The sequence below is a fragment of the Labrenzia sp. THAF187b genome (assembly GCF_009363375.1).
Taxonomy (GTDB): Bacteria; Pseudomonadota; Alphaproteobacteria; order Rhizobiales; family Stappiaceae; genus Roseibium; species Roseibium algicola.
This window is the reverse complement of record NZ_CP045344.1, coordinates 2,055,352-2,077,186: the sequence shown is the minus strand read 5'-3', so window position 1 is coordinate 2,077,186 and position 21,835 is coordinate 2,055,352. Positions and strand designations below refer to the sequence as shown.

General features: G+C 57.8%; 17 protein-coding genes. 9 read left to right on the top strand and 8 right to left on the bottom strand.

Annotated elements, in window-relative coordinates; translation table 11 throughout:
- Positions 1-86 precede the first annotated feature (86 nt).
- The 5 genes from FIV03_RS09640 to FIV03_RS09620 all read right to left on the bottom strand — a co-directional run bounded on the left by FIV03_RS09640 (position 87) and on the right by FIV03_RS09620 (position 7,242).
- Positions 87-1,427: an HlyD family type I secretion periplasmic adaptor subunit gene (locus FIV03_RS09640; protein WP_152509405.1), complete on the bottom strand. Its 1,341-nt coding sequence runs from the start codon at positions 1,425-1,427 to the stop codon at positions 87-89.
- A 42-nt stretch (positions 1,428-1,469) separates the two neighbouring features.
- A complete protein-coding gene (locus FIV03_RS09635) occupies positions 1,470-3,437 on the bottom strand; it encodes a type I secretion system permease/ATPase (protein ID WP_152509404.1) in 1,968 nt (655 codons plus the stop codon).
- A 12-nt stretch (positions 3,438-3,449) separates the two neighbouring features.
- Positions 3,450-5,414 carry a hypothetical protein gene (locus FIV03_RS09630; protein WP_152509403.1) on the bottom strand — a complete coding sequence of 655 codons (1,965 nt, stop codon included), beginning with the start codon at positions 5,412-5,414 and terminating at the stop codon, positions 3,450-3,452.
- Between the two features lie 212 nt (positions 5,415-5,626).
- Positions 5,627-6,379, bottom strand: coding sequence for a hypothetical protein (locus FIV03_RS09625; protein ID WP_023000103.1), 753 nt, complete (start codon positions 6,377-6,379; stop codon positions 5,627-5,629).
- A gap of 137 nt (positions 6,380-6,516) precedes the next feature.
- Positions 6,517-7,242 (bottom strand): hypothetical protein, encoded by a 726-nt coding sequence (locus FIV03_RS09620; RefSeq protein WP_023000102.1) that lies wholly within the window; start codon positions 7,240-7,242, stop codon positions 6,517-6,519.
- Between the two features lie 730 nt (positions 7,243-7,972).
- Between FIV03_RS09620 and FIV03_RS31755 the strand changes: the two genes are divergently transcribed.
- Positions 7,973-8,692 (top strand): response regulator transcription factor, encoded by a 720-nt coding sequence (locus tag FIV03_RS31755; protein WP_023000101.1) that lies wholly within the window; start codon positions 7,973-7,975, stop codon positions 8,690-8,692.
- Between the two features lie 2 nt (positions 8,693-8,694).
- Positions 8,695-9,204, top strand: a complete 510-nt coding sequence (locus tag FIV03_RS09610; RefSeq protein ID WP_228866363.1) for a hypothetical protein — start codon at positions 8,695-8,697, stop codon at positions 9,202-9,204.
- A gap of 218 nt (positions 9,205-9,422) precedes the next feature.
- Here the strand turns inward: FIV03_RS09610 and FIV03_RS09605 are convergent, their stop codons facing one another.
- Both FIV03_RS09605 and FIV03_RS09600 read right to left on the bottom strand, forming a co-directional pair.
- Positions 9,423-10,916: an aldehyde dehydrogenase family protein gene (locus tag FIV03_RS09605; protein ID WP_152509402.1), complete on the bottom strand. Its 1,494-nt coding sequence runs from the start codon at positions 10,914-10,916 to the stop codon at positions 9,423-9,425.
- 2 nt (positions 10,917-10,918) lie between these two features.
- Entirely contained in the window at positions 10,919-12,025 is a 1,107-nt protein-coding gene (locus FIV03_RS09600; protein WP_152509401.1) for a mandelate racemase/muconate lactonizing enzyme family protein, read from the bottom strand.
- 130 nt (positions 12,026-12,155) lie between these two features.
- Here FIV03_RS09600 and FIV03_RS09595 point away from each other — a divergent pair, with 130 nt between their 5' ends.
- The 7 genes from FIV03_RS09595 (at position 12,156) to FIV03_RS09565 (ending at position 20,768) form a co-directional block, all read left to right on the top strand.
- Positions 12,156-13,643, top strand: a complete 1,488-nt coding sequence (locus FIV03_RS09595; RefSeq protein WP_055661528.1) for a PLP-dependent aminotransferase family protein — start codon at positions 12,156-12,158, stop codon at positions 13,641-13,643.
- A 115-nt stretch (positions 13,644-13,758) separates the two neighbouring features.
- Positions 13,759-14,835 (top strand): extracellular solute-binding protein, encoded by a 1,077-nt coding sequence (locus FIV03_RS09590; protein WP_023000096.1) that lies wholly within the window; start codon positions 13,759-13,761, stop codon positions 14,833-14,835.
- 128 nt (positions 14,836-14,963) lie between these two features.
- Positions 14,964-16,088, top strand: a complete 1,125-nt coding sequence (locus FIV03_RS09585; RefSeq protein ID WP_152509400.1) for an ABC transporter ATP-binding protein — start codon at positions 14,964-14,966, stop codon at positions 16,086-16,088.
- The gene (locus FIV03_RS09580) at positions 16,085-16,957 is read left to right on the top strand and encodes an ABC transporter permease (RefSeq protein ID WP_152509399.1); all 873 of its coding nucleotides are present in this window, start codon (positions 16,085-16,087) and stop codon (positions 16,955-16,957) included. The genes FIV03_RS09585 and FIV03_RS09580 overlap by 4 nt, the downstream gene beginning before the upstream one ends.
- A gap of 12 nt (positions 16,958-16,969) precedes the next feature.
- Positions 16,970-17,830 carry an ABC transporter permease gene (locus FIV03_RS09575; RefSeq protein ID WP_055661526.1) on the top strand — a complete coding sequence of 287 codons (861 nt, stop codon included), beginning with the start codon at positions 16,970-16,972 and terminating at the stop codon, positions 17,828-17,830.
- Positions 17,831-17,838: 8 nt separating this feature from the next.
- Positions 17,839-19,461 (top strand): choline dehydrogenase, encoded by a 1,623-nt coding sequence (locus FIV03_RS09570; RefSeq protein WP_152509398.1) that lies wholly within the window; start codon positions 17,839-17,841, stop codon positions 19,459-19,461.
- An 8-nt stretch (positions 19,462-19,469) separates the two neighbouring features.
- On the top strand, positions 19,470-20,768 hold the full coding sequence (locus tag FIV03_RS09565) for an FAD-binding oxidoreductase (protein WP_152509397.1): 1,299 nt from the start codon (positions 19,470-19,472) through the stop codon (positions 20,766-20,768).
- 61 nt (positions 20,769-20,829) lie between these two features.
- Here FIV03_RS09565 and FIV03_RS09560 read toward each other — a convergent pair whose 3' ends face one another.
- The gene (locus tag FIV03_RS09560; protein ID WP_152509396.1) at positions 20,830-21,744 is read right to left on the bottom strand and encodes a LysR family transcriptional regulator; all 915 of its coding nucleotides are present in this window, start codon (positions 21,742-21,744) and stop codon (positions 20,830-20,832) included.
- Positions 21,745-21,835: the final 91 nt, after the last annotated feature.

Here is a 21,835-nt window from a genome sequence, read left to right as displayed (position 1 = left end):
CAATCCGGATTGATCAGCCACCGTGTGCAGACCCGCGCAGTCTTGCGCTGAAAAGCGGCCGTCGACCGTAAAATGCCTCCAGTTGCCTATTCCTCCCGGAAGGCGCGTGACATGCTGTCGACGATCGGCTTGGTCAGATACTGCATGAAGGTTCGCTCGGTCGTCTGGATCATGATTTCCGCGGGCATGCCCGGGGTTGGAACGAAGTTGAGCACCCTTGTCAGTTCGCCCGGCGAGATATCGATGCGGGTCACGTAAACCTCACGCATGATGCCCGTACTGTTGTCGGTGATTGCATCTGCAGACACATATTGCACTTCGCCTTCCAGCACCGGAGTGGTGCGTTGATTGAGGGCGGACAGGCGAACCGTGGCATGCTGGCCGATATGGACGCTGTCGATATCGGTTCGCGAAATCAGTGCCTCAATGATCAGCGGTGCGTCGGACGGCAGGATCTCGACAATCGTCTTGCCGCTTTCGATAACCCCACCGGCAGTGTGGTAGTGCATGCGTACGATTGTGCCCGAAACCGGTGCCTGAATGACGGCACGTTCAAGAACGTTGCGCGCCTTGCGGGACTGCTCTCTTGCAGCATCCAGCTCGGCCTCGATGGTTTGCAGGTCATCAAGCACCTTTTCGTTATAGGCAGCCCGTGTCTGCTTGACCTGTTCCTGGTGCTGCAACACCTGGGCGTTGGCCTCCTGCATGGACGATGCCAGCCTCCCGATCTGCCCTTCCGCTTCTGCGATCGCTCTTTCCAGTGCATTCAGGGTCGGCTTCAGCAGGAGGCCTTTTTCGAAGAGAAGCTTCTTGCCCGTGTGTTCTTCCTGCAGGATCGCAAGCTGCCTGATCATGGCATCATGCTGTTCACGGTAGCCGTCGCGGCGGTGCTGAAGGGATTCGATCGTGCTCTCCAGAATCCTGATATCGCTTGTCAGCTTGGCCTGGGATCCGATGAAACTCAGCTTCTGGCCGGCGATGATGGTGGCAATTTCCTCATCGTCCTTCAGGTCCAGCAATGTTTGCGGGAATTCCACCTCCTTCAGCCAGAGATATTCGGCGCGCAGACGGGCGTTGATCGCTTCCAGCCGCGCCAGCTTGAGCCCCAGTTGTCGCTCGTTCGCGGATGCGACGGTTTCGTCGAGACGAACAATTGGATCGCCTTTTTGAACGCGCTCGCCTTCCTGCACCAGGATCTCCTTCACGATCCCGCCTTCGTAGTGCTGAATCTGCTTGTTCTGTCCGGTTGCGACAAAGGTTCCGCTTGAAATTACGGCGGCAGCCAACGGCGCGGTAAAGGACCAGGCGGCAAAGCCTCCTATGAAGAAGACCAGCATGAAAACGCCGATCAGTGTGTGCCAGAAAATCGATCTCGGCACTGCCGAATACCAGTCCATCGGTTCGTGATGTGTCAGAGCGTTGCTCATCTTTCCCCCCTGGCTTGAGCCGTCCCTGGCGGCTGCCAACGCTTATCCTTGTTGCTGAACGGCTTTTTGCTTCTTCCGGTCGGCAAGGAGTTCCAGCACTTCGTTGCGGAAACCGAACATGCTGATGGAGCCGTCGGCCAGAACAAGGATCCGGTCGACACATTTCAGCAGGGACGGCTTTTGCGTGATCGCGACGACGGTGATGCCTTCGGCCTTGGCATGTGCCATTGCCCGTGCAAGTGCCTCGTCGCCATTGGTGTCCAGATTTGAGTTGGGTTCGTCCAGAACGACGAAACGCGGATTGCCGAAGAATGCCCTGGCAAGCGCGATACGCTGCTTCTGACCGCCTGACAGCGGTGCACCGTCGGCCGCAACAACCGTTTCGTAGCCGTGGGCCAATTCGGAAATCATGGCGTGCACGTCGGCCAGACAGGCAGCTTCGTAGATCTGTTCGTCCGAAGCATCTTCGCGCATGCGGCCGATGTTCTGCTTGATCGTGCCCGGGAAAAGCTGAACGTCCTGCGGCAGGTAACCGATGTTTTCACCCAGCTGCCGCTGGTTCCAGTTGCGCAGGTCCATCAGGTCCAGACGCACCGCACCCGATGTCGGCAGGATGGATCCCACCAGCATCTTGCCGAGTGTCGTCTTGCCGGCTCCCGAGTTGCCGATGATCGCAAGAGAGTCCCCGGCTTTCAGCGAGAAAGTGATGCTGTTGAGCACGACCCGCTTGGTCCCCTGGGGCACGTAGAGCAGGCGTTCGACATCAAGCCTGCCTTGCGGCTTGGGCAGAACGAGACGTTCGGAATTGAGCGGCGAGGATTTCAGCAGTGTCGAGATCCGGCCATAGGAATTGCGCGACAGCAGATACTGGTTCCAGCCTTCGATCGCCCCCTCGATGGGCGACAGCGCCCGGCCGCCGATAATGGAGGCGGCAATCACCATGCCCCCCGTAAGTTCACCCTGGATGGCGAGGAATGACCCCCACCCGAGCATCGCCACCTGCGTCAGAAGCCGGACAGCCTTGGTAATGGAGGCCGAGACGATGTTTCTGTCCTGCGCACTGACCTGCGCGCGCAGCGACGCAGCCGTATCACGCCCCCACAGGTGCACTGCTTCCGGGATCATGGCCAGGGCGTTGATGATCTGCGAATTCCTGGACATCGCATCCAGATGCAGGTTCGCCTTGCTCTGGTTCTGGTTCGCATCACTGAAATGCCGGGACGTGATCTTCTGGTTGATCACCGCGATCACAAGCAGGATCAAACAGGTGCCACCGACAATCATCCCCAGGTGCGGATGAATGAGGTAGATCGCGACCAGGAAAAGCGGCGCGAAGGGACCGTCCAGAAATGCCATCATGGTGCCGGACACCAGAAAACCCCGCAATTGCTGCAGGTCGTTCAGGATCTGGTACTCCTTACCGTTGCTGTTGAGCGAAGCTCGTGCGGCGGCTGCGAGGATGGGTGAACCCAGTTGCGATGCGAGTTCGACCGCCGTGCGCATAAGAATGAAGCGGCGGATGGCATCGAAGGCTGCCTGCAGCAGGACCGCCCCGACGATCACGCCTGTCAGCATGACCAGCGTGTCCAGCGAGCGGCTGGTCAGGACCCGGTCCGAGATCTGGAACAGATAGACCGGAATTGACAGCACAAGCACATTGATGACGCAGGAAAACATCAGCACGATGAGAAGATTGCGCCGAACGGCGGCGACGCCGTTTTCGAGTGCCTTGGAAAGATCGGGCGGTGTCGTCCGTCGGTGGAACTCGGGCTTTTCAGCCTTGGCTTTGCCAGTGCCTGTTCCTGTGCCAGTGCCTGTCCGGGCGGACTTGCCGCCGTCCGCCGGTTTCGCTCTTGCGTCTCCCGACTTCAGGGTAGGTCCGCCCGCAACGGCTGCTGCCTCTGCGCCGACAAGTCGTGCATCACCCTTTTTCGCATCGGGGCCCAGCACCTGCGGCTCACCCGCCCGGTTCGTCCGCTGCCCATCGGCAACATCATATGAAATGGTCATGAGCTGCCTCCCCTAAGCGACCATTGTCGCCATCGGATCGACACAGACCTCGTCCGGCACCTGGTTCAGGTTGACGGTTTCAAGATCGTTGTCACCATTGGTCAGCATGCCGTCGGCCAGGAAGACAACGGCCTCCGACGCAAGACCCGCCCCGCCGTGATCAGGTTGCTCGACATCTGCGGTCAGGATCTCCGCCTGGTAAAGCAAAGCTTCCGAATAGGTGTCGCCACCGACGCGAACAACATTGTCCACGCTGGCTTCCTGGATCACCGCGGCATTGTAGAGAAGGTTTGAATCGCCGTTGATGCTGGTGCCTTCGCTTGAGACATCGACCCCAAGCGTGGCGATGCTGTCGCTGTCGCCCAGGATATTGACCTGTTCGAGGTAATTGATGTCGTAGACATCACCGGAGATATAAAGAACGTTCAGCTGGTTGAAAGGCGAAGCTTCCCCGCTGAAGAGCCCGGACAGGAAGTCATCGCCAAGATCCTCCTCACCTGCCGTTGCGAGCCGGTTCGCGCTTGCCGGATCCAGGTCGACGACGGAACTGTTGTAGTTGGAAACGATATAGGCCTCGTTCCAAAGCAGATTGTCGATCTGCCCGTCAGGCATCGGCATGGAAGCGTCTTGTGTACCTTCGGCAATGACCTGATCGAAATTGACCATGACGTTGGTCTGGCTGATCACATTGGCCGAGTAATAGTCGCCTCCGATCAGGATCAGATCGAAGAAGGTGCTCAATTCCGTAAGGTTGAGAGCATTTGTCAGAATATTGCCACCGGACATGATCGTCGTGCCCGAGCCGTCTTCCTGGTAGACGATGGTGTCGTTGTCGACCAGATAGTTCTTCTGGGTCAGCCAGTTCACGAAGGTCATGTCACCGTCGTGGAAGGTGATATCCCAGAGAGAATGATTACCGACCGGAGCAACATCCATGGGCAGATCCGAACCGGTGTTCATGATCGATGCGATGTTGTAGCTGCCGGTGCTCGGATCCGTCGCCCACTCGCCAAGACCCGCCAGATGCGGCGCTGCCAGAACATTTGTCTGGCTGATAATGTCGAGATCGTAATAATCGCCGGCCACAGCTATGGTCGCGGCCTTGCCCCAGACGTCCACCAGAATGGCCTGATTGATCAGTGTGTTGTTGCCGGCACTGATTTGCAGCGAAGCGGAGGTTCCGGCGGTGTCCACCAGCGAAGCCAACTCGCCTGAGGCGCTTTGCGGTCCCTCGAGCACCACGTCATCGGAGTTCGCGTCGGCGTCATCGTCCGGAGCACGGCCCCTCAAATGCTTGATGACTTCATCAAGACGGGCGGCTTCCTCGACAACGATACCGTTCTGATAGAGCTGCCCGGTGTCATCTCCGGTTGCCAGAACCTGTTGCCCGACACCGGGAGCGCCGGTTTGCATGGTTTGGGCTGTTTCCGTCCAGGCTGCGACGGTCGCGCTCAGATTGCCAGCCGGATTGTCTGCTTCCGTAAAGCTGAACCTGCCGGTGATCCCGGCGGCCTCAAGCGCATCGAGGAAGGAGATGAGTGATGGTGCTTCGTAATCGAAATGATAGTGGAGACCCGTGTTGGACAGATAGTCGTTGTCCTCCAGCACGTTTTCGGACCGGGACACAACGGCGAAGCTGTTGGGCAGCACTTCGTGCTGGAACGTTATGAAGCGGACACCGCCTGTCAGCGCGATGGTGTAGGGATTGAAAGTCCCCTCAACCGACGGCGGCATCAGATGTGCCCGCATGCCAATGCCATCCCACTCATAAAAGTTCAGGGCGGCGGGAACGTCGTCGTAGTAGCTGTAACCATCGAATTCGTAATGGATATTCGGATTGAGGTCGAGCAGCTGATAGTCGGGCCAGACTGTCAGCAGCGCCTCCATCGCCTCACCTTGCTCTGCCTGTTCGGCAGCAAGCTGTGCCGCGCGGAATTCAAGATACTCAAGGCGGGCGCGGGCCTCCTCGAGTGACATGGAAAAGCTTCCTACAAAATGCGAAATCGCTTCACGCGTAAGGTCATCATAAAAAAACATGTCAGCCCCCTAATCTGAATGAAGGGTCGTTTTCGCGGTCAAACTCGCGCGAATCTAAATACGAGAGGCCGCGTTCAGCAGGCGCGGAGCAAGTGAGCTCCGCGCCTGCTGCTGTTTTCCGGAATTGAAAATCAATTCAGGAACAAACCGGATCAGCTCAGGGAGCCGAGATCTTCACCGGTCATCAGGCTGTCCATGTTGCCGCCGACAATGGTCATGTCGACAGAGTTGTTCAGGATGTTTTCGCCCTGCACAAGCGTGTTGGTGAATGCCGATGCATCGTTGGAAGCGGATGCTTCAGCCGCATTCATGCCCTGGACGAGCGCATCGTCATCAGCGATGACGCTGACGCTGCCGGAACCGAGGTCATCGATTTCCAGATTGCCTTCCAGGTCGACCGACATGCCATGGAAACCGGCATGACCGAACCAGGTGCCGACATGGCCACCGAATGCCTGCATGTCAGCATCGACGTATGCCGACCCGCTGGAGCCGCCTGCCGAAATACCGTCATCGGTTTCGGCATCGCCACCCTTGGCACTCAGGGTCTGGTTGAAGCCGGCGTTGTTGGTTGCCGTCGTACCGTTGGCCCAGTCGTTGTCTTCCAGCTGGTTGCTGTTGTTGAGCACGACACCGGCATCATTGCCGCCACCATTGAGGGCTTCGTTCAAAATGTCTTCAACGGTGATGTCGTCGCCCGGGCTGTAGTCGATGCCGCCGTTGACGCTCACGAGCATCTCGTCGACTTCAGCGCATTCTTCCAGGTCGATGTCCACGACATCGTCGTCGTCATAAACAAATCCTTCTTCGAAGTTCATCACGACTTCGGCCTTGTTGATGATCTTCGAGTCATCGACTGCATCGAAATCAGAGTAATTGAATTGAGTTCCACGCTTACCAGACATGATAATAGTCCTTGTTCATCGCGGCGAGCCAAGTCTCGCAAGACCGGCGTTCACACCGCATTCTGACTTGGAAACGGGCGCAGCTGGCGTTTCGGAAACAGGTTCGAAACAGAAAACCGCAGCGCCGATCGAACATCTTAGAGCTCGTCTTCACCAACGCTGTCGGTGTAGAGATCGCCGCCGACAATCGTCGTGTCGACCGAGTTGTTGAGAATGTTCGCACCCTGCACCAGCTCGTTGACGAACGCTTCGGTTGCGTTGGCGGCATTGGCAGCGGCCATCACTTCACCAATCACCGTCGCATCATCAAGGGCATCCACGGTCATGGACGACCCACCGAAAGCCAGACCGTCGTCAGCTTCCGCCGAACCGCCGTTGGCAGTCAGCTTCTGCGTGAAGGACCCTTCATTGGCGACAAAGGTGTCTTTTGCCCAATCGTTGTCTTCCAGCTGGTTGCTGTTGTTGATTGCAATGCCGGTATCGTTCCCAAGGCCGTTCAGCGCATCATTGAGGACGTCTTCGACCTTGATATCGTCGCCCGGGTCGAAGTCGATATTGCCTTTCGCAATCAGAATGTCCTCGACACTCGCATGGTCGCCGATGTCCAGGTCAATGTTGTCGACGTCCGAAGGACCGTTCTCGAAATCCACATTGATGACAGGATCGAAGTCACTGTCGACATACTTGAACACCTGGTTGTTCACATCCTGGGTGTTGTCGTCGTCCGAGTATTCCCACTCGTAGCTCTTCGAATTGTCGATGTTTATTTCGTGATTATAGTTGGTGTTGTACTCGCTAGAATAAGTCGGATTGAACGACTTATCGATGTTCAGCTCGTTTTTATGCCAAACGTATTCGCTCATGGTTCTGTCCTCAGATCGGACAGCTCGGCAGATCGTCTTCTATCGATTTGCATAGGGCTGTCGTGGTTAAGAGGAGCGTTACCGCCCCAGATCAAATGGAAAATGGCAAAAACAACCACATCAGCTAATCAAAATAGATTTAGCTGCTCCATTTACTCTTCGGCCGGAAGTCAAATTTGTGGATTGGGATCCACAAACCGAGGATTTACACAAATACAAGAATCTCCCAGCCGATGAAAACAATGACAGAACAGGGGGATTGCAATAAGCCGGAAATCTTAACTAAACATTTACCATTCAAGTTTCGCGGATATCTAGCGACATAGGTAAATCACGCGAGGTCAAAAAAAGTATTTAATTGCAATATCTTGAAGCAAAATCTGATCCGCGACTAAATCGAATTATTAATATAACCTAAGGTAAGTTTGTTATATACAAGTTATGGGTGAGGAGAAATTCAGACTAGGGGGTCACTGCACAAATCCCTGTTAATACTGCGATTTGGACGGCATGTTCATTTTCCGACAGCCACCCATTTCCCGCACCTATCCTTGGTCTGAACAAACAAGATAAGAAATTTTATTATTTTAAAAACCGCATGGCTAATGCCGACGGCAGAATAAGCCGGATGAATATTTACAAAAACGCTTCTCCCAGGCCCTGTTTCTGGCAATTGCAAGTGAAAGAGAGTCCAAATTAAATTTTATCTTAGTTTGTAGGGGTGACAGTAATGACTAGCGTAAATTACGAGAATAAAGGTTCAATCTATTATATTGGAGCGTCCGAAAAGTTTCCGAAGGAACTGGAAGGAGTAATCGACCGGGAAATAGAAGATGGACGTTTTATCCGTATCACTCAGAAAATCGATCTTTATCGCTCAGAGCGCCGTGGGGAATTTTCAAAACGCCTTTTCCTGATCGACGAAGGCTTCAGCGCGGAGCGCAAGGAAGCTATTGCCTGCCTGCGGAAAAACTTCCCCGAAGCAAACCTCTGCATGCTGATCAATGACGATCTGTCGTTCCCCTCGATCATCAGCGATTATTTCCAGGAAGGCCTGATCAAGAGCGTGTTGCCGATGAACCTTCGGATCGATCTCTGGTTAGGCGCTATCCGTCTCATGCTCAACGGCGGCCATTATCTGCCGGCTGATGCCATCAAGTACATGGGAATGGAAAGGCCTTACGGCGCAGCCCCGGCCATGCATCAGCGCAGGCACCGCAGCCGTACCAGGAACCGCTTCGGCAAGCTGACGAAACGGGAAACCGAAGTTCTATGCCTCATCTCAGAGGGATATCAGAACAAGAACATCGCCGAAAAATTGTCCCTGTCGGAGCACACCATCAAGCTCCATATTCATCACATCATTTCAAAGCTCGGCGTTTCAAACAGAACGGAAGCAGCCGCGATCTACATTCAGACGGAACAACGACCACCCAACCTAGAGGCCTGAAGATGAGCGCGGCAGATGCGCCCACAATGGCGGACGAATTCCAGACGTTTCTCGCCCTCATGGGTCGGCTGAACTATACGTGGACCAACACGGAGAGCCTGCTGATCCACATGATCGCGGGCCTCGCCGGCGTCACCAAGGAAGTCGCGACGGTGATCTTCCTGACCCTCAACACGTCGCGTGCCCGAATTGATCTGGTCGAACGGTTGGCCAAGCTCGACGCGCAGAAACCGGACTTAAGGGAAGAGGTGCTGAGCCTAACGCGGGACATGCACAAGACGTTGAAATTGAAAAACAAATATAATCACTGCATCTATTCGTTCGACAACGAGGGGCGCAATGCCTCAACCATCCTGATGCGCATCAGCGACCAGAAACACAAGATCGAATACGGCAAGTCCAGCCCGATCAATGCCCGGGAAATCACGCTCGTCAGGGAAACGATCCAGAAGACACAGACGCTGAACAAGTCGCTCTGGGAGTTCTTCAAGCAGCGCAAGTTTCCGGTGTGAGATCATCCCGCGCTACACGCAGCCTCAACAAAAAAGAGGCCGGATCGGTAAACCGAACCGGCCTTTCAGGGGAGGTAACAGGATGTTTGAGCAGGTTCGGATCGCTCTGATCCGGCTGACTGAACTCTGCCCTGGAGCGTGCCGCGTCTAACTGGAAAGATCTTGCATCGCTTCTTGCGTCGAAATCCCCGATTTCAGGCGGTGAAAAGCGACAAGTTCTAGCCGATCCTGGCGGCAATGCTTTTGGTCTTGCAGTAGCTCTTGAGACCTTCGAGACCTTTTTCGCGGCCGAAACCGGATTTCTTGTTGCCACCGAACGGCACCTCGATCCCGCCGGCGAAATACTCGTTGATGTAGATCTGGCCGGCATCGATCTTGCGCGCGAGCTGATGGGCTTTTGCGAAATTCGACGTGTAGATGCCTGCGACCAGGCCGTACTGGCAATCGTTGGCAAGTGCCAAGGCGTGATCGGCATCATCAGCCACCTGCACCGTCAGCACCGGCCCGAAGATTTCCTCCTGCGCCAACTCGTCACGCGCGGCAACGCTGTCGACGATTGTCGGCTCATAGAACCAGCCCTTGCCGGTTTTCGGGTCAGTGGCTATGGCGCCACCCGTCACGATATCAGCGCCGCGCGCCCTTGCGCGGTCGACAAAACCAGCAACCTTCGCAAGATGTTCCACAGAATTGACCGGCCCGACATCCGGGTTGCCAAGACCGTGCCCGAGTGTCAGCGATTTTGTGCGTTTCACCAGTTCCGCAACGAAGTCCGCGTGAATGTTCTTCTCGATCACAAGACGAGATCCGGCGGAACAGATCTGGCCGGCATTCTCGTAGATCGCACCGAGAACACCGGATAGCGCCTGTTCCCGGTCACAATCGCCAAGCACCACCACGGGCGATTTGCCACCAAGCTCCAGCACCACGCGGGTGATCTCGTCAGCTGCCGCCTTCATCACCGATTTGCCCGTCTGGACCGAACCGGTGAACGTGATGTGGTCGACATCCGGATGGGATGTCAGTGGAGCCCCGGTTTCGGCGCCGGTGCCGGTCACGACATTGCACACGCCTGCCGGCAATCCGGCATCATGCAGGATCTTCGCGAGCAGCAGCGCAGTGAACGGCGTCTGTTCGGCAGGCTTGGCCACAACCGTGCAGCCGGCTGCAAGCGCCGGCGCAAATCCGCGCGCAGCGGTGGAGATCGGAAAGTTCCACGGAATGATGTGGGCCGTGACCCCGACCGGCTCGTGAATGGCGTAACCGACATAATTCGGCCCAAGGGGAAAGCTGTCTCCCTGCAGCTTGTCGCAAGCGCCCGCGTAATACTCGAACGTACGAGCCGCACCGCGCACATCGCCTTGAGCTTCCTGCAGTGCCTTGCCGCTGTCCAGCGTTTCGGCAACGGCCAGAAGATCGAGATTTTCCAGGATAAGCTTGGACGCTTGCAGAAGGATCCGGGACCGCTCCACCGGCGCCATGTCTCGCCAGACCGTCTCAAAAGCAACCTTTGACGACTTTACCGCCTGATCGACATCCTCGGCGGTGCCCGCCGTGAAGCGGGCGAAGGCTTCACCCCGGCCCGGATCGAAACTTTCCATGGTGCGGTTATGGGACGGCTGCGTGAAGCTGCCGTCGATGAAATGGCCGAGGGGCAACGCCTTCAGCGTGCCCGTAGCCTGATATTCCGCGATGAGTTCGCTTGCTCCGGACATCTTTAGCCTTCCAGGGAACTGATCTTGTATGTGGATTTCGCCAGCCACTCCGGACTAATCTCGACACCCCACCCCGGCGCATCGGTCACCGTGGCATGCCCGTCGACAATCTCGTATGGCGACGCGGTGAAGAGGCCGTATTGCCAGGGATAATAGTCGGCTTCCTCGATGGAGAATTCGAGATATTTGCCCGCATTCGGGATCGCCCGCAGCAGATGCATGGTGAACAGCGTCACCAGCGACAGGTTGGCCGCATGCGGTGTGCAGGGAATGCCTGCCTCATGCGCCATTTGTGCCACCTTCATGGTGCGGACCATACCACCGAGATAACAGACGTCCGGCTGAATGATATCGACAACTCGTTCATCGATCATCCGCTGCCAGTCCACCAGAGAGCAATCCTGCTCCCCCCCTGTCACATCGATGTCGAGAGCATCTGTCACTTGCCTGGTCTGGTCGTAATGCCAGTAGGGGCAAGGCTCCTCGTAATGGGAAATGCCGTTGGCTTCCAGGAATCGGCCGATCTCGATGGCCTTGGCTGGCGAATAGCAGGAGTTGGCATCGACCAGCAGTGCGGTGTCGTCACCAAAGGCCTTGCGCATGGTCGGCACGATTTCTTCCGTCCGGCCCGGCCATTCGTCCTGGTCGCGGCCGCATTCGGCACCGATCCGGAACTTGAAGGCGTCGAAGCCGTAAAGGTCCTGCTGCTTCTTGAGGCGATCCGCTTCGTCTTTCGCCGTGATGTCACGCTTCATCGACGACCCGTAGGCCCGCACCTTGCCCGGCGTTCCGCCGAGCAGTTCGCACACCGGCTTGCCTTCCAGCTTGCCGCGAAGGTCGAACAGGGCAGTGTCCAGCCCCCCCATCGCCCGGCGCAGATAGGAGCCGGGAAACTTGTGCTCCCGTTCCGGGATGATCTCCATCAGGTGTTCAATGTCGAAAGCGTCTTCGCCCAGCGCATAAGGTGCAACCTGACGGTGGACGATCTCCGCGGTGATATCCGCGTAGTAAGGCGCTACCTGCCCCCATCCGGTCGCACCGTTTTCGGCGGTTGCACGAACGAAGCAGACAAACTCATTGGTAAATGTTTCTATTGATTGTATTTTCATTGTCTTATCCGGTCCTCGGACGGACGGTCCCGATGGATTGGGGTTGGCTCATGAACCGACCCTTATCCAGAATTGGACTTGATAGAAGGTCCGTTTTGCGCAAACTCTCATACCAATTTGGGAGAATGCGATGAAACGGCATGCCGGCGCTGTGCTCTCGTCGATCAAGATCGACAAGACGGCCGAAAAGAAAATTTCGATCCAGCTCTACATGGCCCTGCGCGACCTGCTGCTGACGGGGGCATTGACCCCGGGTGACCGGATGCCGGCCACACGCACCCTGGCGCAGGAGATCGGCGTCTCCCGCACGACGGTAATCGATGCGACCGACCGCCTGATTTCCGAGGGTCTTCTGGAGGCAAGGGTAGGCGCTGGCACGTTCGTGAGTGAAGCGCTGAACGCCCGCCTTGCACCGAAGCCGTCACAGGAGGCCAGCGACATCACCCCCGTCGTGCCGCGCCTTTCCCACGCGACCCGGCATGCCATCCCGGACTTCACCTTGCGCTCGCGCCTGCCGCACAAATCGCAGGCCTTCGTCACAGCACTGCCGGCGCTCGACGCCTTTCCGATGGCGCAATGGGCAAAACTCTCCGCACGGCACTGGCGCAAGGACCGCGACCACATTGCCGGCTACGGCGAACCCTTCGGCTACATGCCGCTGCGCCGGGCGATTGCCCGTCAGCTCAATGCCTCCCGCGGAATCAAGTGCGACCCCGAACAGATATTCATCACCAACGGCGCCCAGCGCGCATTTTCCCTGGTCGGCGGCATGCTGGTCAACCCAGGCGAGCCGATCTGGTTTGAAAATCCTGGTGCAATTGGTGCGCGCAACGCTTTTGTTGCCATTGGCGCAAGGCCAATTCCCGTCGCCGTTGACGAGGAAGGCCTTTGCATCGAGGACGGCCTTGCCAAGGCGCCCTACTTTCGGCTCGCCTTCGTAACGCCATCGCACCAGCAACCGCTTGGCCACGTCATGAGCCTTTCCCGCCGCCTGGCGCTTCTGACAGCCGCCAATGAAGCCGACGCCATGATCGTGGAGGACGACTACGACGGCGAGTTCTATTTCGGAGACCAGCCACCACCAACACTCAAGAGCATCGATACCCACGGCCGGGTAATCTATGTCGGCACCTTCTCCAAATCCCTGTTTCCGGCCCTCAGGCTCGGCTTCGTTCTGGTGCCGGAAGGCCTGGTGGAAAGCTTCGAACGGGTCTGCCTGACCTGGCTTGCCGGTGTTCCGACCGTCACCCAGGCGATCGTTGCAGAATTCATGGATGAAGGCATGTTCGCAACCCACATCCGCACCATGCGCCAACTCTACAAGCACCGTCACGATACCTTGATGGCAGAAAGCGCCAGTCTTGCAGGAGACATCGACCTGCAGCCAACCAGCAGCGGCTTTCACGCTGTCGGCCTTTTGTCGAACCGATACGACGAAGACAGGATCGTCGCTGAAGCGGCCAAACACGGCATCACCACCGCCCCCCTGTCTCGCTACGCTCTTGGCCGGATACCGCAGCGCGGCATTGTCCTCGGCTTCGGCAGCTCTGCGCAGGATGACATCCGCAAAGGCATGAAGGTTCTCAAGAAAATCCTGCCTGTTTGCTGCACCAGCTAAGGTGCACCCTCGGTCAATTGGACTGCTAAATTATCTGCAATGGATATATTTGGCAGGCCAATTCCAACCTAGGCTTTTTTCCGGTTAGTACGCTGAGTGCATTCAGGAGGACGTCATGCATTTGAAAACAACACTAACCGGCCTGTTGGCCGCAACCATGCTTGCCGGTGCCGGCTCTGCCCAGGCAGAGACCCTGCGCCTGTTGACCTGGGGGTCTTACGCTCCCGACGAACTGGTCCAAAAATTTGAAGAAGAATATCCGGACATTGATGTTGAAGTCACCTTCTCCAACAACGAGGAAATGATTGCCAAGCTGCGCGCCACTGGTGGTGCCGGCTTCGACCTTGCCCAGCCAAGCCACGACCGCATCTACGCGGCCCAGCTGGAATATGACATCTACAAGCCGCTGGATCTCTCAAAGATCGACACCGGTGCGATGGAAGCCAAGCTGCTTGACGGCGTGAAGGCAAACACCACGATCGAGGGTGAAGTCTACGCGGTTCCCCACCAGTGGGGCACATCCGGCCTGATGGCCGACAAGACAAAGGCTCCAGACCTTTCGAGCTGGGCCGACTTGTGCGACCCGGCCTACAAGGGCAAGACCTCGATGCGCCTGAAGCGCACGATCCTGCTCGGCACGGCCTTCTCGATGGGCGAAGATCCGTTCGCGGCCTATGCGGACCTTGAGAAATACCAGGGCATCCTGGACAAGGTCGCCGACAAGCTGATCGAGTGCAAGGACAACATCAAGGCTTACTGGAAAGGCGGCGACGACCTGTCCGCCATGATGCTGTCAGGCGAAATCGTGGCATCCGAAACCTGGGATTCCACCGCCTACAAGCTCTATGACCAGAACCAGAACATCGTCTTCGTTCCGCCGAAGGAAGGCGCACTAGCCTGGATCGACACCTTCGCCCTGCCGCGCAAGGGCAAGGCGGATGATGCCGCCTACAAGTGGATCAACTTCGTGCTGCGGCCGGAAAACGTGACCATCATGTCCGGCAGCACCGGCGCGATTGCCGCGGTCAAGGGTGGTACCGACCTGCTGCCGGAAGACAAGAAGGCAGCCGTCAATGCGGCCTTCACCGCAGCCGACATCGACAATCTCAAGTTCTTTGCCAACATTCCTCCCGGCGTGGAAGACATGGAAGGCAAGACCCTCGAGAAGATCAAGGCAGCCACAGGCGGCTGATCAGGTTCAGGGCTGCCGGAACCATTCCGGCAGCCCTTTCCTTTTTTTGAAAAATCAAAACACCGGAGAGAAGCAACCGGGCACACCCGGCGCTCCAAACCCCGATCCCTTCCAGTTGGCCCGCATTGATGAAACAGACCTCACCCGCCTACGATCTTGAATGCCTCGACCTTGCCAAGAGTTTTGGAGGATTTCGCGCCGTCAAAGGTGTCTCCTTCGAGATCCCGAGCGGTTCGTTCTTCTCCATTCTCGGTCCGTCGGGCTGTGGCAAGACAACCCTGATGCGCATGATCGCGGGTTTCGAGGACCCGACCTCCGGCGACATCAAGATCAAGGGCAAGTCGGTACTCGGCGTGCCGCCCAACCGGCGCAACGTCAAGATGGTGTTCCAGCATCTGGCGCTGTTCCCGATGATGAACGTCTACGAGAACATTGCCTATGGCCTCAGGTGCGCAGGCGTGGGCAATGCGGAAATAAAGCGCAAGGTCCAGGACGTACTGGAGCGGATCGCCCTGCCCGATGTTGGCGAGCGGGAAATCCACCAGTTGTCCGGCGGCCAGAAACAGCGCATCGCCATTGCTCGCTGCATGGTGCTCGATCCGGATGTACTCTTGCTCGATGAACCGCTCGGCGCGCTCGATCTGAAGCTGCGCGAAGCGATGAAGATCGAGTTGAAACTTTTGCAGCACCAGTTCAACACGACCTTTATCTACATCACCCACGATCAGTCGGAAGCACTGGTGATGTCCGATAACGTCGCCATCATGAACCAGGGCATTTTCGAACAGATCGGCACGCCGCAGGATCTCTATCATCACCCCAAGACCGCCTTCGTCGCCGGCTTTGTTGGCGACAGCAACCGCTGGTCCGGCACGGTGAAATCCGCAGACGGCACGGGTGGCAAGGTGGAAACGGATCAGGGGCTTTCGATGAGTTTCAGTGCCGGCGCGGATCAGACCATTCGTGATGGCGACAAGGTGGAGATTTTCGTGCGGCCGGAATTCATCCGCACGGTGCGCGCATCCGAAGCGGACCAGGCTGTGACAGAAGGCGACAACCAGATGAGCGGTGTCATCGACAGCCTGCTCTTCAACGGTGCCAACAGCCGTGTGCTCGTACGGACCGGCAGCGGCGAGCTTATCGAGTCCGATGTGACGGTAACCGGCAACAACGACCTGAAACCCGGAGAAGACGTGCGCCTGATCTGGTCGTCCCGGCAAGCCATGTGTTTTGCCCGCGCGGAGAGCGCATGATGCAGAACAAGGATATCAAACGGCTGTCGCTGATCCTGCTGTTTTCGCCTTTCGCGCTCTGGATCCTGCTGCTGATCATTCTGCCGCACATCGGCATGGTGCTCCTCTCCTTCCGCGAGAAAGTGGCGCCGCGCGTCTATGAATACAGCTTCGCCAACTATCTGGATTTCATCAACGAACCGATCTACTGGAACACGCTTCTGCGAACCGGGTCCATGTCCCTGCTGGTCACAGCACTGGCGCTGCTGATCGGCTTTCCCATTGCCTACTACATCGCCAAGATCGCCGGCCCCAGGGCGCGCGGTGGTCTGTTCCTGCTCTGCCTGATCCCGCTCTGGGTCAGCGACCTGATCCGTTCCTTCGGCTGGATCCTGCTGTTGCGCGAAACCGGTGTGATTTCGAATTTCCTGCTCTGGACCGGACTGGTCGGCCAGCCTGTCGAATTTCTCTACAACGACATCGCGGTCATCATCGGCCTTGTCTACACCGTGATCCTGTTCATGATCGTGCCACTGGTTTCGACGCTGGACGGCATGGACAATTCAATGATCGAGGCCGGGTACAATCTGGGCGGCAACGGCTTCACCGTATTGCGCCGGATCATCATTCCCTACGCGATGCCGGGCATCGTGGCCGGCTGTATCGTCACCTTCATGCTGACGGCAGGTTCCTACCTGACGCCGATCCTGCTCGGCGGCAAGAATTCGAGCTGGTTCACAGAACAGATCTACAATCAGTTCATCACCCGCTTCAACTGGGAGGGAGGCGCGGCCTTCGGCATGCTGCTCCTGCTGTTCACCTCCGTCGTGATCTGGCTCGGCCTGAAACTCTCCGGTCAGACCCTCGCCAACACCGTGGCAAAGAGCTGAGGAGGACAGACGATGCTTGCGCAAAAGAACTCCTCTCCGTTCCTGATGGGCTACCGGCTCTATGTCGTTGCCTTCTTCATCTTCCTGGCAGCGCCACTGATTTCAGCCGGAGCCTTCGCCTTCAACGACAGCCTGTTCCCGGCACTGCCCTGGCAAGGTTTCACGCTGGACTGGTTCTTCAGCGACACCGAACCAAAACTCGGCATGTTCCATGACCGGCGTTTGCTGCAGGGGCTTTATTATTCCTTCGTCATCGCAATCTTCGTGGCGGCGCTCTCCGTCTTCGTCGGCACGACCAATGCGTTCCTGTTCGTGCGCGGCGAGTTTCCGGGCAAGAACTTCTTCTACATTCTCATGGTGGTACCGCTGGTGATCCCGGGTGTCATCCTCGGCATCTCCATCCTGGTCCTGGCCAGCGACACCGCGAACTACATGGAAAACAGGTTCGATCTGGAGCTTGAGTTCCTGAGGCCAGGCCTTCTGCTTGTCGTGTTCGGGCAGTTTTCCTTCATCACCACCATCACCTCGCTGGTGATCACAGCCCGGCTGAAGAAATTCGACGCCACGATGGAAGAAGCCGCCTTCAACCTGGGGGCAAGCCGGGTCCGCGTGTTGCGCACCGTCACGCTGCCCTTCCTGCGTCCGGCTATGATCGCGGCCGGCATCGTTGCGTTCCTGGTCTCGTTCGAGAACTTCAACACCACGCTATTTCTTGTCGGCTCGGAAGCGCCGCTGACGATCACCATGTATGACCGGATGGCAAAGGTCGGCTCGACGCCGGTCCTAAATGCCGTCTCCTTCGTGCTCATGGTCGGGTCCGGACTGCTTGCGCTGCTATCAATTGCCATCCAGCGCGACAAGACCTCTCAATAGGAGCATTCATGGCGGAGTTCGACTTTGTCATCGTCGGCGCGGGCTCGGCAGGCTCGGTGCTTGCCGACCGGTTGTCGGAAGACGGCAAATACACCGTCTGCCTTCTGGAGGCGGGCGGCTCGGATCTCAATTTCTGGATCTGGATGCCGATCGGCTACGGCAAGGCTTTCTATAACCGGAACATCAACTGGATGTACCACACCGAGGCGGATCCGGGGCTCAACGACCGCTCCGGCTACTGGCCGCGCGGCAAGGTGCTGGGCGGGTCCAGCTCGATCAATGCCATGGTCTATATCCGCGGTCAGCATGCGGATTTCGAGGACTGGAAGGCCCTCGGCAACACCGGCTGGGGCTGGCAGGACGTTCTGCCCTATTTCAAGCGCTCGGAAACCAATTGCAACGGTGCCGACGACTATCGCGGCGGGAATGGCCCGCTTTATGTCTCCTCCATGGACAAGGACGTCCACCCGCTGTGTCAAAACTTCCTGGCAGCCAGCGAGGAAGCCGGCTTCAGCCGCAACCCGGATTTCAATGGCAGAAGCCAGGAAGGTGTCGGCCTCTACCAGATAACCGCGAAAAACGGGTTCCGCATGTCGACGGCCCGCGCCTATCTTTCACGCGCGAAAAAACGCCAGAATGTCTCCATCCTGACCAACGCACACACGACCCGGCTGATCCTTGAAAACGGACGGGCGACCGGTGTCGTCTACAGCCGAGGCGGCACCGAGCAGACCGTGAAGGCCCGCCGGGAAGTGATCCTCAGTGCAGGTGCCGTCAACTCGCCGCAAATCCTCATGCTGTCCGGCATTGGTGATGGCGCGGAACTGCAGGCCAAGGGCATCACCCCCACCTTGCACAGTCCTGCTGTCGGCAAGAACCTTCAGGACCATCTTGGCCTCGACTATCTCTACCGGTCCAAAGTGCCGACGCTGAACCAGCAGCTTTATCCCTGGTGGGGCAAGCTCGCCCAGGGCATCCGCTATGTCCTGACCCGCAGTGGTCCGCTGTCGCTCAGTGTCAATCAGGCTGGTGGTTTCGTCAGAAGCAATCCGGATTGTGAACGGCCGAACATCCAGCTTTACTTCTCGCCCGTCAGCTACACCAAGGCGCCGAAGGGGAAACGTCCGCTGATGAACCCGGACCCTTTCCCCGGTTTCCTCCTCGGCTTCCAGCCGACGCGGCCAACCAGCCGCGGCCATATCTGCCTGCGCTCCACCGATCCGTTCGACATGCCTGAGATCCACCCGAACTCGCTCAGCACCAACCGCGATCTCACGGAGATGATCGAAGGCAGCAAGCTGATGCGCAAGATCGCCGAAAGTCCTGCCATGCAATCGGTTATCGCCGAAGAGATCACGCCCGGCCCGAGTGTCCAGACCGACGAGGACATGCTGGCGGATGTCCGCAGCCGATGCTCCACCGTCTTCCACCCTGTCAGCACCTGCCGCATGGGACCGGAAGCGGGCGAAAACGTCGTCGACACACGCCTACGGGTTTACGGGGTCGAAGGGCTTCGGGTTGTCGATGCCTCGATTTTCCCGACGGTCACGTCCGGCAACACCAATGCACCTGCGATCATGGTCGGCGAAAAAGGCGCGGACCTTATCCTGGAAGACACGCGAGCGGCGTAAGGCACGTAATGACTCAGGCTCTTTTTGCGGACAACTACAAGACGACACCATACTGGCAGGATATCGCCCCCAAAATCGCACTGCCGGCTACCGGTTTGCCGGCAGAGGTCGATGTGCTGGTGGTTGGCGGTGGCTACACCGGCCTGAACGCCGCACTGCAGACCGCCCGTGAAGGCCTCGACACGCTGGTTCTCGACGCGGAAGATCCGGGTTGGGGCTGCAGCATGCGCAATGGCGGCCAGCTTTCGACCAGCCTCAAGCCGTCCTTCTCCAACCTGGCGGGTCGCTATGGCAGGGAGCTCGCCACCCAGCTTTGCCTGGAAGGCCAGGCATCTCTCGACTACATGCACGCACTTTCAAGGGAAGATGGACTGGAGATGGGCCTACGGGAAACCGGCCGCTTCCACGGCGCCCACAAGCCCCATCTTTACGAAAGCCTTGCCAGAGACTGTGCCGCCGGACACCCCGTATGGAAGACCGATGCCTTCATGGTGCCGAAAAGCGACATGGCACGAGAGCTTGGGACCGACGCCTATCATGGCGGCATCGTCAATCCGCGTCATTGCAGCATCGATGTCAGCAAGTACCATCCTTCACTTTTGAACAAGGTGCTGGCGGAAGGCGCGATGGTGCGCGGCAAGTGCCGGGTGGTGTCGCTTGAACGCGAGACGTCAGGCTTCAAGGTCCTGACAAGCGACGGCTCCCTCAAGGCAGGCAAGATCATTCTGGCGACCAATGGTTACTCAGGCCCCCTGTCGCCCTGGCTTCAGCGGCGGCTGATCCCGATCGGCTCCTACGTGATCGCGACGGAAGAAATCCCGAGTGAAACGATCGACCGGCTGTTTCCGACGGACCGGGTCCTCTCCGACACCAGAAAACTGGTCTATTACTACCGGCTGTCCCCCGACCGGAAGCGCGTGCTGTTTGGCGGCCGGGTCTCCTTGAGCGAAACGGACCCGCGCAACAGCGCACTCAAGCTCCACCGCGATTTGACAGCCCTCTTTCCGGAACTTGGCTCCGTACGGATCAGCCACGCCTGGATGGGGTTTGTCGGCTACACCTTCGACACGCTCGCCCATGCTGGCGAAGACAACGGCCTGTTTCACGCGGGCGGCTATTGCGGGTCCGGGGTAGGTATGGCGAGTTATCTCGGCATGCGTATGGGCCAGAAAGCTGCCGGCCGTGAAAAATCACTCTCCGCGTTCGAGAAGATCCCCTTCCCGACCCGGCCGCTATATCAGGGAAATCCGTGGTTCCTGGCACCATCGGTGCTGGTCTACCGGCTGCGGGACAGGTTCGGCATCTGATTGGGGTCAGCCTCTCGGTGGATGGCCTTCTTGCGCTTCACCCCTTGCCGGCATTTCATACCTAAGACTGGGCGGGCGCCGGCACATCGGCAAGCAGGCGCACCAGCCAGTCGACAAAAACGCGAACCTTGTTCGAAAGGTGCCGGTTGGGCGGGTAGACGATATAAAGCGGAATGGTGTCGGCGGACCATTCCGTCAGCAGTGGCACGAGATCCCCGCGCTTCAGCTCTTCCCGCACCATGAAGTCAGGCAGCTGCGCAATGCCGTGCCCGGCAACAGCCGCCGCCACATAGCTGCGGGCATCGTTGACCGAGCAATGATAGCGTCCGTCGACCAGAATTTCCTCACCGTCCTTGCGGAAGGTGAACGGGTGCGTACGTCCGGTGGCGGCAACGAAATAGTTGACGCAATAGTGGTTCGCCTTCACGTCTGCCGGGCTTTCCGGTGTACCTGCCCGCTCCAGATAGGACGCTGCCGCGCAAGTGGTCAGGCCGACCTCCGCCACCCGCCGTGCAATCAGCGACTGATCAGCCGGCGCACCACCGCGCAAGGCACAATCGACATTCTCTGCCAGGTAGTCGACTGTCCTGTCACCGATCCCGAGGTCGATCCGGATGTCCGGATATTTTTCGTAAAAACCTCCAAGCTCCGGTATCACGAACCAGTCGGCAAAGGCCCCTGACATTTCCACGCGCAGTCGCCCACCCGGATTGCTCTGGGCCTGGGACAGGCTGGCATCAAGTTCGTCGACCTCCGAAACGATCTGAACGGCCCGCTCATAATAAAGCGCGCCGTCCGTCGTCACGATCACGCGCCGCGTTGTCCGGTTGAGCAATTTGGTCTGCAGATGTTTCTCGAGATTCTGGATCAGGTTGGTAACCGTTGCCTTCGGCATCTGAAGGGAATCGGAGGCTCGGGTGAAATTTCCTGTTTCAACCACCCTCACAAAGGCGCGCATGGCGGAGAGTTGATCCATTTCTGGGCGTCCTGATCAAAAAATAGGCTTATTATTCGAAAATTCGAATAGTGAAACCAATAATACACCCCTTATTCCAGAGTTGGAACAA